The 15,463-nt window shown below is 67.4% G+C and carries 14 protein-coding genes; 8 read left to right on the forward strand and 6 right to left on the reverse strand.

Going from position 1 to position 15,463, the window contains the following annotated elements; all coding sequences use genetic code 11:
- Positions 1-2: 2 nt before the first annotated feature.
- Positions 3-695, reverse strand: coding sequence for a hypothetical protein (locus ACJEIK_RS13360; protein WP_064860113.1), 693 nt, complete (start codon positions 693-695; stop codon positions 3-5).
- Between the two features lie 266 nt (positions 696-961).
- Here ACJEIK_RS13360 and ACJEIK_RS13365 point away from each other — a divergent pair, with 266 nt between their 5' ends.
- On the forward strand, positions 962-2,248 hold the full coding sequence (locus ACJEIK_RS13365; RefSeq protein ID WP_162563629.1) for a lipase family protein: 1,287 nt from the start codon (positions 962-964) through the stop codon (positions 2,246-2,248).
- A gap of 9 nt (positions 2,249-2,257) precedes the next feature.
- On the opposite strand, the gene ACJEIK_RS13370 is transcribed toward ACJEIK_RS13365, so the two are convergent.
- A complete protein-coding gene (locus ACJEIK_RS13370) occupies positions 2,258-3,424 on the reverse strand; it encodes a GGDEF domain-containing protein (RefSeq protein WP_064860114.1) in 1,167 nt (388 codons plus the stop codon).
- Between the two features lie 113 nt (positions 3,425-3,537).
- On the opposite strand from ACJEIK_RS13370, the gene ACJEIK_RS13375 reads away from it, so the two are divergent.
- Both ACJEIK_RS13375 and ACJEIK_RS13380 read left to right on the forward strand, forming a co-directional pair.
- Positions 3,538-5,988, forward strand: a complete 2,451-nt coding sequence (locus ACJEIK_RS13375; RefSeq protein ID WP_409431584.1) for a Tex family protein — start codon at positions 3,538-3,540, stop codon at positions 5,986-5,988.
- Between the two features lie 93 nt (positions 5,989-6,081).
- Positions 6,082-8,457 (forward strand): ATP-binding cassette domain-containing protein, encoded by a 2,376-nt coding sequence (locus ACJEIK_RS13380; RefSeq protein ID WP_409431585.1) that lies wholly within the window; start codon positions 6,082-6,084, stop codon positions 8,455-8,457.
- A gap of 65 nt (positions 8,458-8,522) precedes the next feature.
- Here ACJEIK_RS13380 and ACJEIK_RS13385 read toward each other — a convergent pair whose 3' ends face one another.
- Positions 8,523-9,092: a peptidoglycan endopeptidase gene (locus ACJEIK_RS13385; protein ID WP_409431586.1), complete on the reverse strand. Its 570-nt coding sequence runs from the start codon at positions 9,090-9,092 to the stop codon at positions 8,523-8,525.
- Positions 9,093-9,443: 351 nt separating this feature from the next.
- Here ACJEIK_RS13385 and ACJEIK_RS13390 point away from each other — a divergent pair, with 351 nt between their 5' ends.
- Entirely contained in the window at positions 9,444-9,905 is a 462-nt protein-coding gene (locus ACJEIK_RS13390) for an SRPBCC family protein (protein ID WP_064860527.1), read from the forward strand.
- 165 nt (positions 9,906-10,070) lie between these two features.
- Positions 10,071-11,474: an HNH endonuclease signature motif containing protein gene (locus ACJEIK_RS13395; protein WP_135355699.1), complete on the forward strand. Its 1,404-nt coding sequence runs from the start codon at positions 10,071-10,073 to the stop codon at positions 11,472-11,474.
- 311 nt (positions 11,475-11,785) lie between these two features.
- Here ACJEIK_RS13395 and ACJEIK_RS13400 read toward each other — a convergent pair whose 3' ends face one another.
- Both ACJEIK_RS13400 and ACJEIK_RS13405 read right to left on the reverse strand, forming a co-directional pair.
- Positions 11,786-12,208, reverse strand: coding sequence for a hypothetical protein (locus tag ACJEIK_RS13400; RefSeq protein WP_060999803.1), 423 nt, complete (start codon positions 12,206-12,208; stop codon positions 11,786-11,788).
- Between the two features lie 94 nt (positions 12,209-12,302).
- Positions 12,303-12,716: a hypothetical protein gene (locus ACJEIK_RS13405; protein WP_060999829.1), complete on the reverse strand. Its 414-nt coding sequence runs from the start codon at positions 12,714-12,716 to the stop codon at positions 12,303-12,305.
- Positions 12,717-12,811: 95 nt separating this feature from the next.
- Here ACJEIK_RS13405 and ACJEIK_RS13410 point away from each other — a divergent pair, with 95 nt between their 5' ends.
- The 3 genes from ACJEIK_RS13410 to ACJEIK_RS13420 are packed head-to-tail and all read left to right on the forward strand — an operon-like array spanning position 12,812 to position 14,665.
- Positions 12,812-13,624 (forward strand): nuclear transport factor 2 family protein, encoded by an 813-nt coding sequence (locus tag ACJEIK_RS13410; protein ID WP_060999830.1) that lies wholly within the window; start codon positions 12,812-12,814, stop codon positions 13,622-13,624.
- 51 nt (positions 13,625-13,675) lie between these two features.
- Positions 13,676-14,239 carry a hypothetical protein gene (locus tag ACJEIK_RS13415; protein WP_036420306.1) on the forward strand — a complete coding sequence of 188 codons (564 nt, stop codon included), beginning with the start codon at positions 13,676-13,678 and terminating at the stop codon, positions 14,237-14,239.
- 51 nt (positions 14,240-14,290) lie between these two features.
- Positions 14,291-14,665 carry a DUF732 domain-containing protein gene (locus ACJEIK_RS13420; protein WP_409431587.1) on the forward strand — a complete coding sequence of 125 codons (375 nt, stop codon included), beginning with the start codon at positions 14,291-14,293 and terminating at the stop codon, positions 14,663-14,665.
- Here ACJEIK_RS13420 and ACJEIK_RS13425 read toward each other — a convergent pair.
- Positions 14,648-15,445 carry an SGNH/GDSL hydrolase family protein gene (locus ACJEIK_RS13425; protein WP_409431588.1) on the reverse strand — a complete coding sequence of 266 codons (798 nt, stop codon included), beginning with the start codon at positions 15,443-15,445 and terminating at the stop codon, positions 14,648-14,650. The two genes, ACJEIK_RS13420 and ACJEIK_RS13425, sit on opposite strands and share 18 nt — an antisense overlap.
- Positions 15,446-15,463: the final 18 nt, after the last annotated feature.

Here is a 15,463-nt window from a genome sequence, read left to right on the forward strand (position 1 = left end):
GGTCAGGCCTTTCCGGTGTGCATGCGGCGGTCATGCAGAACGTGGTCGGGGGCGTCGTCGCCCAGCGGATTGGTCACCCCGACGACGACGGTGCGGTGTTCGGCCAGGGCGCCGAGCCGCTGCACGGCGAGGGCACGGCGTTCGTTGTCGCGGACCTGCTCGAGGTCGCCGACGATCAGCACCGGCCGGTCGGACATCAACGCCAGGGTGATGCGCAGCAGGAAGAGTTCGAGATCGGAGAGCTCGATGATGAAGGTCTTCGGTGACAACAGCGGTAGGTCGTCGCCGAAGACCGCAGTCATCTCCGGGACGTCCGACTGGACCGGGACCCAGGCCGGGAACGGCGACACCCAGCGGCGCTGTTCGGTGAGCACGGTCTGCACCGTCACCATGTCTTCCAGGTCGTCGATGTCGGCGAACGCGGCGATGGCACAGTGCTTCCGGATGCCGCGCGGCCCCGTCGCGCCGTTGACGGTGACGGTCCCGTGGGTCGGCTTGAGCCGGCCGGCGAGCGACAGCAACAACGTGTGCTGAGCCGGACCGCCGGGCATCTGAATGGCGTGGAAACCCGGCCGCAGCTGCAGGTCGACATCAGAGAACAGCGGGCCGTGTTCGCCGACGACAGCGAGACCCTCCGCGGTGATCACCGGCGGGCTGTCCGCTGCGTCGGGGGCGGCCGTCGTCTCGTCGTCCATTGCTGCTCATCTCCGGGGTCGAAGTAACGATGGCCAGTAAATCAGCGTGCCGGGGCAGAAACTCCGATAGCGGCGTTCTCGCAGGTGTGATGTCACGCGGGATCCGTGCCGATATGCCGTGGCGGACACAAGCGTCTGGGCGGCTTCGCGGATCGCTTGCAGGTAATGTCTGTGCGGCTCGTCACTCGACGTCTGTCAAGAACTAAATTCTTGATATAGGGCAGCCATGATTTCGTGTACGAGAGTCCCATTGTTATTGTTCCGTTATGCATCGCTTCGGGGGCGTTCTGGCAGCGTGTCTGCTCATCGGTTCATTGCTTGCGGGAATGCCCGCAGCCCATGCGGACGGCGACGAGCCGCAGTACGCCGAGTTCTATCTGCCGCCTGATCCACTGCCACCGGGCAAGCCCGGTGATCTGATCCGGACCGAGCCGTCGCGTCTGGTGCTCGAACCGTCGGGCCAACTCGGCGCCATCATGGCGACCGGGACGCGAATCATGTACCGCAGCACCGACGCCCGCGGAAATCCCGTCGCCGTGACCGGCACCTACTTCGAGCCGTACAACGACTGGCCGGGCAAGGGACCACGGCCGCTCATCAGCTACGCGGTCGGCACCCAGGGCCAGGGCAATCAGTGTGCGCCGTCGCGGCAGTTCAACCAGGGCATCCACTACTCGGGTGGCTGGGACATCATGGTCAACTACGAAGAGGCGTTCATCGCCACGATGGTCGCCCGCGGTTTCGCGATCGTGATGACCGACTACGAGGGTCTCGGCACCCCGGGGATGCACACGTACGTCAACCGCGTCGCGGAGGCCGCCGCGGTACTCGACGCCGCGCGCGCCGCCAAGAAGCTGCCGGGCACCTCACTGGATCCCGATGGGCCGGTTGCCTTCTGGGGTTACTCGCAGGGCGGCGGGGCCGCGGCATCGGCGGCCGAACTGGCGTCGACCTATGCGCCGGAACTGCACGTCGTGGGCACCTACGCCGGGGCGCCGGTGGCCGACCTCAAGGAACTGTTCCCGTACACCGATGGCAGTGCGTTGGTCGGCGTGGTCGGCTACGCGCTCAACGGTGAGATCTACGCCTACCCGGAGTTCGCAGACCTGATCCGCTCCAAGCTGACCCAGCGCGGCAAGGACATGCTGGAGAGCGTGTCGAGGCAGTGCGTCGGGCAGACCATCGTCGACTTCATGTTCCGGCACCTGCAGCCGTATTTCACCGAGGACATCAACGTGCTGATCGAGGAAGAGCCGTTCAAGTCGCTGTTCGAGATGCAGAAGCTCGGCAAGTACAAGCCCAACGCCCCGGTGCTGATCAACAGCAACCGATACGACCCGCTCGTGCCGTGGACGGCCGCCAATCAACTGGGCCGGGACTGGTGCGACAAGGGCGCCGACGTCGAGTTCCGCACCAACGAGGAACCGCCGTTCCTGAACAAGCTGGTGATCAACCACGCCTTGCCGATGCTGGTCGACGGCGAGCCGGCGATGCAGTGGATCGCGGCGCGGTTCAACGGTGAACCCACGGCGCCGAACTGTGGGACGTACTGAGCCGACGGCTCAGTCGCTGCCCGCGGCCGAGGCGCGGATGACCCGGTCGCGGCCGCGGCTCTTCGCCTCGTACATCGCCACGTCGGCGCGGTGGATGGCCGATCGCAACCCCGCCTTGTGCCCGAGTTGAGACACCCCGATGCTCACCGTTCCCGCGAGAACAGCGTCGTTGTGGCTGAAGGTCGCGGCGGCGAACGCCACCCGGAGCCGGTCGGCGATGACCGCCGCCTGGCTTTCGTCCACGCCGGGCAGCATGGCGCAGAATTCCTCGCCGCCGATCCGGGCCAACAGGTCGCCGCTGCGCAGGTTCGACCGTGCCACGCACGCGAATTCGGACAGCAGCCGATCGCCGGCCTCGTGTCCGAAGACATCGTTGACGGCCTTGAATTCGTCCAGATCCATCACGATGACCGAGCACCGCAGCTGCCGTGCGACGCATTCCTCGGCGAGGCGCTGCGCCTGGATCATGAAACCGGCGCGGTTCAGCGTGCGGGTGAGCGAGTCGAGCATGGCCGCGTCGGCCAGTTGATCCTCGAGCCGCTCCCACCCCATCAGCGACAGACACAGGTTGATGGCCATGACCGCAAAAGCGAAGAAGAGCATCGGAAACGACACGGCCGGGGCGGTCGTGGCGAACTGGACGGCGCCGGCGTCGAGATGGAGGCTGACCGAACGCGCCACGGTCGCCGCGGCCGCAACGACGTACAGGCCGATCAGGATGCGGCGTGACGCCAGGCGCTCGACGCGCTGGGCTTTGATGCCGTCGACGACGCTCAGTGCGAAATACCCGGCCAGCACCAGGGCGGTCAGCGACACGCGGGCCGGGATGCTGACGGTGAACGGCGGTATCAGCTGGAACGCCGCCAGTACCGCCAGGGGTCCCGCAGCCATCAGGCGGCCGCGGACCGGCTGTCCGTTGAAGGCGCACAGGCCACCCCAGATCAACGACCAGCAGGTGATGATCAGGACGTTCGACACCGTCACCGACAACACCTCGGGCACCAGCCCGCGCGCGCTCAGCAGCCCGGCGCCGACCGCACCTGCGAAGTTGCCCGCACCCCAGAGCTGCACCGCCGGGTGTCGCCGCTTACCGGCCCCCACCCAGACATGCAGCAACCCGAAGATCAGGGCGGTCATGGAGACGACCATCCACAGGGTGCGCACGTCGGGATTCATGTCGCGCTATCGGGTGCGCCAGGCGGCGTGCGGCGTCGGGATCGGCTGAGGCATAGCGCAAACTTACTCGCCGCTGCCGACGGCTGTCGGCAGCATTGGGTAGGGTCCTGCCCGTGAATTTGAGCGTCAAGTCTGTCGTCAAGTCCGTGAACGCCCGCCTGGCCGAAGAGTTGGCCGTCGCCGAAGGTCGGGTTGACGCCGCGGTACGGCTGCTGGACGAAGGCGCGACCGTGCCGTTCATCGCGCGTTACCGCAAGGAAGTCACCGGCAGCCTCGACGACGGCCAGCTCCGCACGCTGGAGGAGCGGCTCCGGTACCTGCGCGAACTGGATCAGCGGCGCGACGCCGTGCTGGCCTCGATCGAAGAACAGGGCAAGCTGACCGACGACCTCAAGGCGGCGCTGCTGGCCGCCGAGACGAAGTCGCGGGTCGAAGACATCTACCTGCCGTACAAGCCCAAGCGCCGCACCAAGGCCCAGATCGCCCGCGAGGCCGGCCTGGAGCCCCTGGCCGACCAGCTGCTCGCCGATCCGACGCTCAACCCCGATGACGTGGCCGCCGAGTTCCTGGGTGAGGAGGTGGCCGACGTTGCCGCCGCACTCGACGGGGCGCGCCACATCCTGGTCGAGCGGGTCTCGGAGGACGCCGAACTCGTCGGCGCGGTGCGCGAGAAGTTCTGGTCCGACGGCACCCTCACGACCAAGCCGTGGTCTGAAGAGGCGGCGAAAAGCCCTGCTGCGCAGAAGTTCCGCGACTACTTCGAGTACTCCGAGCCGCTGGAGGACATGCCGTCCCACCGCGTGCTGGCGGTGCTGCGCGGCGAGAAGGAAGAAGCACTGTCGCTGAACTTCGACGGCGGCGACGAGACGCTGTACCAGGCCATGATCGCGCAGTCGCTCGGTGTCGACATGGGCGCCGGCGGCGCCGCCACACCGTGGCTGACCGCCACGGTGGGCTGGGCCTGGCGCACCAAGCTGATGTTCTCGGCCGCCGTCGACGCCCGGATCCGGCTGCGGCAGCGCGCCGAGGAGGACGCCGTCGCCGTATTCGCCAAGAACCTCAAGGACCTGCTGCTGGCCGCGCCCGCCGGGACGCGCGCCACCCTCGGGCTCGACCCCGGGTTCCGCACCGGTGTGAAGGTCGCGGTCGTGGATGGCACCGGCAAGGTCGTCGACACCTGCGCCATCTACCCGCACCAGCCCCAGAACAAGTGGAACGACGCCAAGGCGACGCTGGCCGCCCTCGTCGCGCGGCACAATGTCGAACTGATTGCCATCGGAAACGGCACCGCGTCCCGCGAAACCGATGCGCTGGCAACCGAACTCATCGCCGACCTCAAGGCGGCGGGAGCGTCCGGGCCCAAGCGCCTGCCGACCAAGGCCATGGTCAGCGAGGCGGGTGCCTCGGTGTACTCGGCGTCGGCCTACGCCGCCCATGAGTTGCCCGAGCTGGACGTCACGCTGCGCGGCGCGGTCTCGATCGCCCGGCGCCTGCAGGACCCGCTCGCCGAGCTGGTCAAGATCGAGCCGAAGTCCATCGGTGTCGGGCAGTACCAGCACGACGTGACGCCCGGAACTCTGGCCCGCAGCCTCGACGCGGTGGTCGAGGACGCCGTGAACGCCGTCGGCGTCGACCTCAACACGGCCTCGGTGCCACTACTTGCCAAGGTCTCCGGCGTGACCGAATCTCTCGCCGAATCGATCGTGTCGCACCGTGACAAGACCGGACCGTTCCGCAGCCGCGCCGGCTTGCTCGACGTTCCGCGCCTGGGCCCCAAGGCCTTTGAGCAGTGCGCCGGCTTCCTGCGCATCCGTGAAGGCGACGACCCGCTGGACGCCTCGGGCGTGCACCCCGAGGCCTACCCGGTGGTGCGGCGCATCCTGGACCGCGCAGGCGTCACTCTCGCCGAACTGATCGGTGACGAGCGCAAGCTGCGGGCGCTCAAGCCGGGCGACTTCGCCGACGAACGATTCGGCATCCCCACCGTGACCGACATCCTGGGCGAACTGGAGAAGCCGGGCCGCGACCCGCGCCCCGCGTTCTCGACCGCGACTTTCGCGGCCGGCGTCGAGAAGGTGTCCGACCTCAAGGTCGGCATGGTGCTGGAAGGCGTGGTGACGAATGTGGCCGCCTTCGGCGCCTTCGTGGACGTCGGCGTGCACCAGGACGGTCTGGTGCACGTGTCGGCGATGGCCGACCGGTTCGTCTCCGACCCGCACGAGGTGGTCAAGTCCGGTCAGGTCGTCAAGGTCAAGGTGCTCGAGGTCGACGTCGAGCGGCAGCGCATCGGGCTCAGCCTGCGACTGAATGACGATCCGCAGCGCACCCGCGACGGCAAGCGGCCCGAGTCGGGCAGCGGGCCCCGGCGCGACGGCGGTCAGCCGCGCGGACGCGACGGCGGCAACCGCGGCGGTAATGGTGGCGGCAACGGAGGCGGCCAGAATCGCGGTCAGAATCAGGACCGTGGCCGTAATCCGCAGCGCGGCAACGGCGGTGGCCGCCGCGAGTCGGCGCCGTCGGGCTCGATGGCCGACGCGCTGCGCAAGGCGGGTTTCGGTAAGTAGCGCCGTTCTCGCGAGCTGGGGTTACCTCCAGCTCGCGAGAAGCGATCAGGAATCGAGAAGCAACGGCGATCGGCGCCCGGTTAGCGTGTGGACATGCCCAGCAGAACGCATGCCGCTGACAGCCATGACCTCATCCGCGTAGTCGGTGCCCGGGAGAACAACCTCAAGGACATCAGCGTCGAGATCCCCAAGCGGCGCCTGACGGTGTTCACCGGCGTGTCCGGCTCCGGCAAGAGCTCGCTGGTGTTCGACACCATCGCCGCGGAATCGCAACGGCTGATCAACGAGACCTACAGCGCTTTCGTCCAGGGGTTCATGCCGTCGCAGGCCCGCCCCGATGTCGACGTGCTGGAGGGGCTGACCACCGCGATCATCGTCGATCAGGAACGGATCGGCTCCGACCCGCGCTCCACGGTCGGCACGGCCACCGATACGGGGGCGCTGCTGCGCATCCTGTTCAGCCGGATCGGCGAGCCGAACATCGGTTCACCACAAGCTTTTTCATTCAACGTCGCCTCCATCAGCGGGGCCGGCGCGGTGACCATGGAGCGTGGCGGACGTACCGTCAAGGAGCGGCGTGACTTCAACATCGTGGGCGGCATGTGTCTGCGGTGCGAGGGCCGCGGCGCGGTCAACGACATCGACCTCACCGCGCTGTACGACGACAGCAAGTCGATCAACGAGGGCGCCATCACCATTCCCGGCTTCAGCATGGACGGCTGGTACGGCCGAATCTTCAACGGTTGCGGCTTCTTCGATGCCGACAAGCCGATCAAGAAGTTCACCAAGAAGGAACTCGACGCCCTGCTGCACAAGGAAGCGACCAAGATCAAGGTCGACGGCGTCAACCTCACCTATCTGGGTCTTCTCCCGCAGATCAAGAAGTCGTTCCTGAGCAAGGACGTCGAAGCGATGCAGCCGCACATCCGGGCGTTCGTCGAGCGGGCGGTCACCTTCACGACGTGCCCCGAGTGCGCGGGCACCCGGCTGTCGGAGCTGGCGCGCTCGTCAAAGATCAAGGGCGTCAACATCGCTGAGGCCTGCGCCATGCAAATCACCGACCTGGCCGAATGGGTGGGCGCGTTGGCCGACGACAAGCGTCTCGGCGCCGGCGTGGCGCCGCTGTTGGCGACGTTGCGCCACACCCTCGACTCGTTCGTCGGGATCGGGCTGGGTTATCTGTCGCTGGCACGGCCCGCCGGTACGCTGTCCGGCGGAGAGGCGCAGCGGGTCAAAATGATTCGTCATCTCGGCTCGGCGCTGACCGACGTCACCTACGTGTTCGACGAGCCGACCATCGGCCTGCATCCCCACGACATCACCCGGATGAACGAACTGCTGATCCAGTTGCGGGACAAGGGAAATACCGTACTGGTCGTCGAACACAAGCCGGAAGTGATCGCCATCGCCGACCACGTGGTCGACCTCGGCCCCGAGGCGGGCTCGGGTGGCGGCCAAGTGGTCTACGAAGGCACGGTGAAGGGGCTGCGTGATAGCGGCAGCATCACCGGGCGGCACCTCGACGACCGGGCGGCGCTGAAGGAATCGGCGCGAGAAGCCAACGGCGCGTTGGAGATTCGCGGCGCCGATACCAACAATCTGCAGAACGTCGACGTGGACATCCCGCTCGGCGTGCTCGCCGTGATCACAGGCGTGGCGGGCTCGGGCAAGAGCTCCCTGATCGATGGTTCGGTGGCCGGGCGCGAGGGCGTCGTCACCATCGATCAGGCGCCGATCCGGGGATCGCGACGCAGCAACCCCGCCACCTACACCGGACTGCTCGACCACATCCGTAAGGCGTTCGCGAAGGCCAATGACGTCAAACCCGCACTGTTCAGCTCGAATTCGGAAGGCGCCTGCCCGGCGTGCAACGGCGCCGGGGTCATCTACACCGACCTGGGCGTGATGGCGACCGTCGAATCCCGCTGTGAAGAGTGCGAAGGCAGGCGGTTCGGCGCCTCGGTGCTCGAATACACCCTCGGCGGGCAGAACATCGCCGAAGTGCTGGCCATGCCCGTCGCCGACGCGGAGCGGTTCTTCTCCGACGGTGACGCAAAAGTGCCGGCCGCCCAGAAAATCCTCGCGCGGATGGTGGATGTCGGGCTGGGCTACCTGACGCTCGGGCAGCCACTGACCACGCTGTCCGGCGGCGAGCGGCAACGACTCAAGCTCGCCGCGCAGATGGGGGAGAAGGGCGACGTCTACATCCTGGACGAGCCGACCACCGGCCTGCACCTGGCAGACGTCGAGCAGCTGCTGGCGCTGCTCGACCGGATTGTCGACGGCGGTAAGTCCGTCATCGTCATCGAACATCACCAGGCCGTCATGGCGCACGCCGACTGGATCATCGACCTGGGTCCCGGCGCAGGTCACGACGGCGGCCGGGTGATCTTCGAGGGTTCGCCGGCAGATCTGGTCGCGGCAGGCAAGACACTCACCGGATCGCACCTGGCCGACTACGTCAAATAGCAGTCAGGGCTGCTACCGCTGAGCGGTCGCAGCCCTGACTGTGAAGCAGAGGGGTCGTTGAACGGTTAGGCGGGCATCTCCGGGCCCTCAGGGGCCGGAGCGGGAGCTTCGGGAGCCGGCGCCGGGGCCTCGGGGGCGGGCGCAAAATTGGCGGCTTCGACGATCTCCGGGGCCGGGAGGTCGGCCGGACCCGCCGGAGGCGCCAGCGGGGCGTCCAAGGGGCCGTCCAGGGGCAGATCGGCGGGGATGTCCTCACCAGGCGCCATGGGCAGGTGCATGTGGTGGGTGAACTGGCGCTGGAAGGCGCCGCCGCCACCGATCCGGACACCGCCGCCCTCGCCGCTGGACACCGGGGTGCCGTCCGGCAGGGTGACGGCCGTGTGGCCGCCGTTCCAGCCGATGTTCAGCGCGCCCGGCGCGGTGCCGGGCAGGAAGCCACGGGCCCGCAGCGCGGCCTCTTCGTTGCCGGTGTTGAACCGGCTGCCGTAGACGGGACGGCCGGTGGCCGCGTTGGCCACCCAGGAGGCCAGTCCGGAGCAGTCGGTGCCGCGTGCCGTGTCTCCACCGGAGATGTACGGCGTACCCGAAACCTGGTTGACCAAAGCCAGCAGCGATGCGGTCGCAATAGCAAACATGACGACGAACGCTAGCAACGGAAAATCGCGACGGTCAAAATACTGTGGCTGCCATCACGTTTCGCGAATCCTGTGGTGTGCGTTACATCCCGGTTTATTCGCATCATGTTGGGGCAGAGGCGATTTCGCGTATTCGCAGGTGAATGCACAAAACATACTGCCATACACAGCTTTTGCGCAAATGCAAGGTCGCAACGGTCGTCGCGTGGTCGTGACCAGCTAATTCCGAAACGGCTCTGCGAGGCGTTTGTGTGGTTTTGGCGCCGATTTCGACGCCGGGCCGGGCAGCTCGTGCCGCCGATTCGGCGGGAACTGGCTGATCATCTGAAACGGTCAAGTTACGGTGGGTCGATGTGGCTGTCGCGGTCCCGGTTCGAGCTGAGGGAAGAGGTGCCGGCGGCACCGGACGACGTCCGCACCTTCTATACAGATCTGGCGAACATGAAGCTGGTCCATCCACTCGTCGTGGCGGTGGACTGTCTCGCCGATCAGCAGGATGCGCGGGGCCGCCGTCGTGACTACCGGGTGCGAGATCGCATCCCATTCGGCCCGTTCAGTCTGGGTGTGACCTACCGGGCGACGGTGCTGATGGCGCCCGACGGCGTCGTGCACACCGAAGCGCGCCAATTTCCGTCAGTGCGACTCAACGGCACCGTCACCTTTGCGCCTGCCGGCGCCGGCACCGCCGTCACCGAGGCTGTAGATATAGAGGCGCCTTTTCCGCTCATGGCCTTCACTGCTGCGCAGGCGGAGAAAGCGCACGCGGCGATGCTGGCGACCATTCGGCGTCATTTCGAGGCAAGTTCGGGCTGATCCAGGCTGCTGGATGGGGTGCCGTGCTGGATGGCCGGATTTCCCTTGCCTTGCCGGCGACGTTCTGGAAAAACTTTGGTCACTTTGTTTTCACTGGTTGCAGTGGGTAACTAGTGGCTCATTCGTCACAGCGAATTGTCGGTGATTCGAACTAGTGTTCGATGTATGGGATTGACCGATCCAGCCGCTGTCGAGGAGGCCTACGCCGCCTACGAAGCGGCGCACGCTCGGCTCGCGTCCCTGGACTACACCGGTCTGGACGTGCGGACATTGCTGGAGTTGCAATCCCGCCGCGAAACCCTGAAGTGCGCCGCCGAAGCCGTCGATCACCAGATTCTGGCCGCCGCGCAAACCCAGGCCACGGCCAAGGAGATCGGGGCCAAAGACTGGCCTGAGGTGCTGCATGTGCGGCACCGCATCAGCCGGGAGGAGGCCCGCCGCCGGGTCCGCGACACGGATAATTTGGGCCCGCGCTCGGCCATCACCGGGGAGCCACTTGGTCCGGTGTGGGAACTGGTCGCCGCCGCCCTCGCGGAGGGCGCGATCAACAGTGAGCACGTCGCGGTGATCACCTGGTTCTTCGGCAAGCTGCCGCTGTGGGCGGCCGACCCGATCACCGTCGCCCAGTGCGAGACCGATCTGGTGGCCGATGCGAGGGTCAAAACCCCCGAAGACCTGCGGCGCGCGGCGGCGGACTTGTTGTACCGGCTGGATCAGGACGGCCCCGAACCTCACGACGACGAACCCGACCCGAAACGCTCATTCGTGATGAGTAAGCAGCGGCCCGACGGCCGTACCGACGTCACCGCCCAACTCGACCCCGAAGGCCGGGCCTACTGGGAAGTGCTGTTCGACAAGTACGCCGCCCCGGGCATGTGCAGCCCCGCCGACCCACAGCCCTGCTACTCCGGTACCCCCACCCAAGAGCAGATCGACGCGGATACCCGCACCCTGGCGCAGCGCCAGTACGACGCGTTCACGTTCGTGGGCCGGATGATGCTCGCTACCGGGACATCGGGTGTGCACAACGGGTTCCCGGTCGCGGTGGTCGCCAACTGCACCGTCACCGACCTGGAAAAGCGCACCGGAATGGCGCTCACCCACACCGGCACGAAACTGCCGATCAGGGATTTGATCCGGATGGCCGCCCAGGGCTCGGACAACTACCTCGCGGTGTTCGATGAGCACACCGGTCAACCCCTGTATCTGGGTCGGGCGGCCCGCACCGCCAGCACCGCCCAACGCCTCGCACTGTTCGGCCGCGACCACGGCTGCACCCGACCCAACTGCACCGCCCCTGCCTCGCGCTCCCAGGCCCATCACATCAGCAACTGGCGCGATGACGGACTGACCAACATCGACACCATGACCCTGGCCTGCGGCCGCGACAACCGCCTCGTCGATACCGGCGGCTGGAGCACCACCATGGGCCCCGACGGCAGAACCCACTGGACCCCACCACCACTACTCGACGTCGGCCAACCCAGGACGAACCAGTCTCACCACCCGACGCTCTACCCGGCCGAGAGCGGCGACGAGGGCGGCGAAAGCGACAGGCCCGCAAGCTGATACGGCGCACTGAGCTGGTCGCGCCGGGCCGGCGCGCGCCTTGGGTGGGATCGACGGCGCCGTCGCGTGAGCCGCAGGACTGCGGCACCACGCTGCGCGGCGCCACCGACTACCAGCGGATGACGACAACCACGAGAGGCGAAGATGTTGCGTTGCAGCCGAATTGGCTACGCATTACCGCCAGAGGTAGGAAGCCGACGGCAGTTCACCAGCGCTGAGTGCGCGGTGTGGCGATCAGGCCGGGTGGCGTGGTCAGGTGCCGCTCCGGTCGGGCGGTGGTCAGGCGCCGAACCGGTCAGGCCGGGAGACGGTCAGCTCGGGAAGAACCCGTCACCGGTCTTGAAGCCGGGCTGCCAGCCGGCGGGGCCGAGGCACAGCAGCGGGCGGCCGTCGGGGGCCTGCGCCGCGGTCTGCGGGCCCGGGCACGGAGAACCGATGTCCTTCACACCCTGGATCGCATAGGAGTAGCCCCAGAATCCGGTGTCGACCGGCGGCCACTGGTTGGGAATCCAGTGGCAGGCCATCGATGCGCCGCCCGGGCCGCGGCCGAAGATGAAGATGTCGTGGTTGTCGCATGGTGCGCCGTTCACGGCCTGGTAGTTCATGCCGGGGACGTCGGTGGGGTAGCGGCCGGGATCGTCGCTGCCGCCCAGTGCCGGATCGGCGCTCGCGAACGGTGCCAGCCCGATGGCGGTTCCGGCGATCGCTGCGGCCACCGTCAGTACCCGAAACATCCTGGTCATCTCCCCTCGCACTACTGTCACACGACAATGTGGCAAAGCGTAGCGTGTCAGCCGCGTCGCCGGGGATATTGTCGGCAGGTCAATATCAGTAGGGTTCGTGCCGCGCCGTCTGCTCGTCGTCGTGTGGCGGGGGACCGGCCTGCTCCGGCGCGTCCAACACGCTCACCCCGATGCCGTAGGGCAGGAATCTGACCTTGCGACACGGATCGGTGTTGTTCTTGTTGGCTCGCAGGGCCTCCAGTTCGGAGGGGTAGACCTCCTCGACGTGCGCCCCGCCGTCCGCGGCCACGGTGTACACCACCCACACGCCGTCGCCCGTGTCTCCGGTGGTCTCGGGCTGCGTGGCGTGCCGCGGCGTCCGGGTCAGGTCGTTCACCACGTTGGCCCAGGCGGCACCGCGGCCGAGGCGGTCGAACACGCCGCGGATGCCCTCGCCCGTCTCACGCAGGACGCGGTCGAACTCTTCCGGATCAATGCCGAACGGGCCGTTGTTGCTCATACCGACCAGTGTGCGCGACTTCGGCGACATCTGCCACGACGATGCGGTCGGCCATCCCCTCGCAGCCGAACTCGGCGGTGGTGGACGATGGAGGCATGTCCGTACCGCAATCGCCGACCCGCGACGACCTCCTTGCCACCGTCGAGCGCTCGCCCGCCGCCACGGCCGCGCACGACAAGGCCGCCTGGGTGGGTCTGTTCAGCGCCGATGGCCGGGTCGAGGACCCGGTCGGCTCGCGGCCGCACGTCGGGCACCGCGCCATCGGGCAGTTCTACGACACCTTCATCGGGCCGCGCACCATCGTGTTCCACCGGGACGCCGACATCGTGCTGGGCAACACCGTCGTGCGCGACCTGGAGCTCGAAGTGCACATGGGTAGCACGGTGCAGCTGCGCATTCCGGTTTATCTGCAGTACGACGTGGTGACCGAGGGCTCCGACCCGTCGCTGAAAATATCTCGGCTGCAAGCATTTTGGGAGCTGCCCGGGATGGTGGCCCAGTTCGTGCGCTGCGGTGCCGCGGCGCTGCCGGCAGGTTTGGGGCTCTCGGCGGCGCTGTTGCGCAACCAGGGCCCCGGCGGAGCGGTGGGTTTTCTCGGCGGCCTGCGCACCGGAGGGACACGAGCAAAGCGCGCGCTCACGGGGCTGCTGGCCGACGCCGCGACGGGCGACGAGCTGGCGGTCAAGCGGCGGCTCAGCGAGCCGGTGCAGATCACCCGTGGCTCCGAGGCCCGGCTCAGCGTCTCCGAACTGGTCGAGGAGCTCTCCGGATGCCGCGTACAGAAGGTGATCGCCGCGGGCAGGTATGTCCTGGCCGGCGTCCACCGGGACGGCTACCGCGGTGTGGTCATCGCGGAGCTGGCTCTCGCAGGCCGGGGCATCATCGGCCTGCGACTCTTTGCCGAATGAAGCCGCCAGTTGCCGCTGCTTCCGTCCCCGACATGAGAACGTAGTCACACCATGCCAGTGCAACCACAACACGAATACATGTCCTACGAGGAATTCGGTCGACGATTCTTCGAGGTCGCCGTCAGTGAGGAACGTGTCGCGGACGCGATCGGAGGCATCGCCGGTGAGGCCTTCGACATGGGTCCCATCGCCCAGGGTCCCGGCGGACTCGCGAAGGTGACCGCGCGCGTGCAGATCAAGCACCCCGTGGTGGCCCGGACGCTCGGTGAGGAGATCACCTTTGCAATCCGCATCCCGCTGGAAATCGACATGACGCTCGACCTGCGCATCGACCGCCCCCGGTTCATGGTGTTCGGTGAGATCAACCTGACCGCGACCGCGCGGGCCGCGCACCCGCTGCTGCTGGTCATCGACGTCAAGACGCCGCGGTCGTCGGACATCGCCATCCACGTCACGTCGTCGTCGATCCGCGCGGAGCTGCTGCGCATCGTCGGCAACGTCGACGGCGAGATCCGGCGGTTCATCGCCCACCATGTCGCAGGCGAGATCAACAGCGCAGATGCCAAGGTCATCGACATCGGAACGAGGATCGCGAGCGCCTGGACGGGCGTCTGAGACGGCCGCGAGGCGGCACCGGCAACCTGCGTCCCCTATGATGAGGGCATCATGAAGAGCACATTCGGTACCGCCATCGCAATCGCAGCTACCACCGCCGGCATCGTGGGCAGCCTCGTCTCGGCCGGTCCGGCCAGCGCCGATGCGGGTGTCGACGCCTTCAACAACGCGCTCAGCAACGCCGACATGATGCTGCCGAGCGGCTCTGATCCGGTCGCCCTGGGCCAGTCGGTGTGCCCGATGCTCGCTCAGCCCGGCCAGACCCTGGCCGACGCCGCGGCCAAGGTCGCCGACACGTCCGGCATGTCGCTGGGGCCGGCGACGATGTTCACCGGCTTCGCGATCTCGTCGTTCTGCCCGGGGGTCGTCGGTGCTCTCGGACGTGGCGAATCGCCGCTGCCGCTCGGGCTACTCGGCCTCGGATAGAGCGGGTCGGGCGTCGAGCGGCGCCATGACCGGGCGCTTCGGCTCGAGCCCCTTGCCCCGAGAACTGCCCAGCGTGTGCCGCCACACCCAGGGCATCAGCATGTTCTGCGCCCACATCAGTTGGGAGTACATCCGCTCGCGCAGTCGCGGCAGGACGAGCTCGCCCTCGACCTCTGCCCAGCGGTGATCGCTGCCGGGCAAACCCAGCGCCTCGGCCGCGGCGTCGGCGAACAGCTGATGGCCGTGCGGGGAGCCGTGTACCCGGTCGATGGCCCAGGTCGCGGGGTCCAACATCGACGTGGCCGCAGACAGGTCGACCAGCCGGAAACCGAAGTGGGCCGAGTCGGTCCGGATCACCTCGTTGATCCGGCGCAGCCGGCCGCTCAGCACCCGTCCGACCGGCAGGATGCGGGCGATATCGGGGAACGTCGTCGTGACGACGGTCGCGCCGGTGGCGGCGAGCTCGGTATGTACGCGCCGCATGTCCTCCAGCGCTTTGTCGAAGCTGCGTACCGGCCGCGTGACGTCGTTCATCCCGATGCAGCTGGTGATGAGGTCGGGGTTCATGTCCCGGGCCAGCGGCAGCTGCCGGTCCAGCACGTCACTGATGCGGCGGCCCCGCACCGCGAGGTTCGCGTAGTGGAGTCCGGGCTGTAATGCGTTGAGTCGCCACGCCAGGCGGTCGGCGAAACCGTGGATCCCGGTGTTGTCATCGCCGTCCAACAGGCCCTCGGTCTGGCTGTCGCCGAGCGCGACGTATCGGGAGTAGCCGATGGTCACGACCGTGACTGTAATGAA

It is taken from the genome of Mycobacterium sp. SMC-16 (assembly GCF_046250085.1).
In the GTDB taxonomy this organism is placed as follows: domain Bacteria; phylum Actinomycetota; class Actinomycetes; order Mycobacteriales; family Mycobacteriaceae; genus Mycobacterium; species Mycobacterium phocaicum.

Bases quoted from the DNA above. Each gene is read 5' to 3' on its own strand.
- ACJEIK_RS13390 (WP_064860527.1), top strand. From the start codon at position 9,444: ATGTGGCTGTCGCGGTCCCGGTTCGAGCTGAGGGAAGAGGTGCCGGCG.
- ACJEIK_RS13415 (WP_036420306.1), top strand. From the start codon at position 13,676: ATGCCAGTGCAACCACAACACGAATACATGTCCTACGAGGAATTCGGT.
- ACJEIK_RS13365 (WP_162563629.1), top strand. From the start codon at position 962: ATGCATCGCTTCGGGGGCGTTCTGGCAGCGTGTCTGCTCATCGGTTCA.
- ACJEIK_RS13380 (WP_409431585.1), top strand. From the start codon at position 6,082: ATGCCCAGCAGAACGCATGCCGCTGACAGCCATGACCTCATCCGCGTA.
- ACJEIK_RS13405 (WP_060999829.1), bottom strand. From the start codon at position 12,716: ATGAGCAACAACGGCCCGTTCGGCATTGATCCGGAAGAGTTCGACCGC.
- ACJEIK_RS13395 (WP_135355699.1), top strand. From the start codon at position 10,071: ATGGGATTGACCGATCCAGCCGCTGTCGAGGAGGCCTACGCCGCCTAC.
- ACJEIK_RS13400 (WP_060999803.1), bottom strand. From the start codon at position 12,208: ATGTTTCGGGTACTGACGGTGGCCGCAGCGATCGCCGGAACCGCCATC.
- ACJEIK_RS13420 (WP_409431587.1), top strand. From the start codon at position 14,291: ATGAAGAGCACATTCGGTACCGCCATCGCAATCGCAGCTACCACCGCC.
- ACJEIK_RS13410 (WP_060999830.1), top strand. From the start codon at position 12,812: ATGTCCGTACCGCAATCGCCGACCCGCGACGACCTCCTTGCCACCGTC.
- ACJEIK_RS13370 (WP_064860114.1), bottom strand. From the start codon at position 3,424: ATGAATCCCGACGTGCGCACCCTGTGGATGGTCGTCTCCATGACCGCC.
- ACJEIK_RS13360 (WP_064860113.1), bottom strand. From the start codon at position 695: ATGGACGACGAGACGACGGCCGCCCCCGACGCAGCGGACAGCCCGCCG.
- ACJEIK_RS13385 (WP_409431586.1), bottom strand. From the start codon at position 9,092: ATGTTTGCTATTGCGACCGCATCGCTGCTGGCTTTGGTCAACCAGGTT.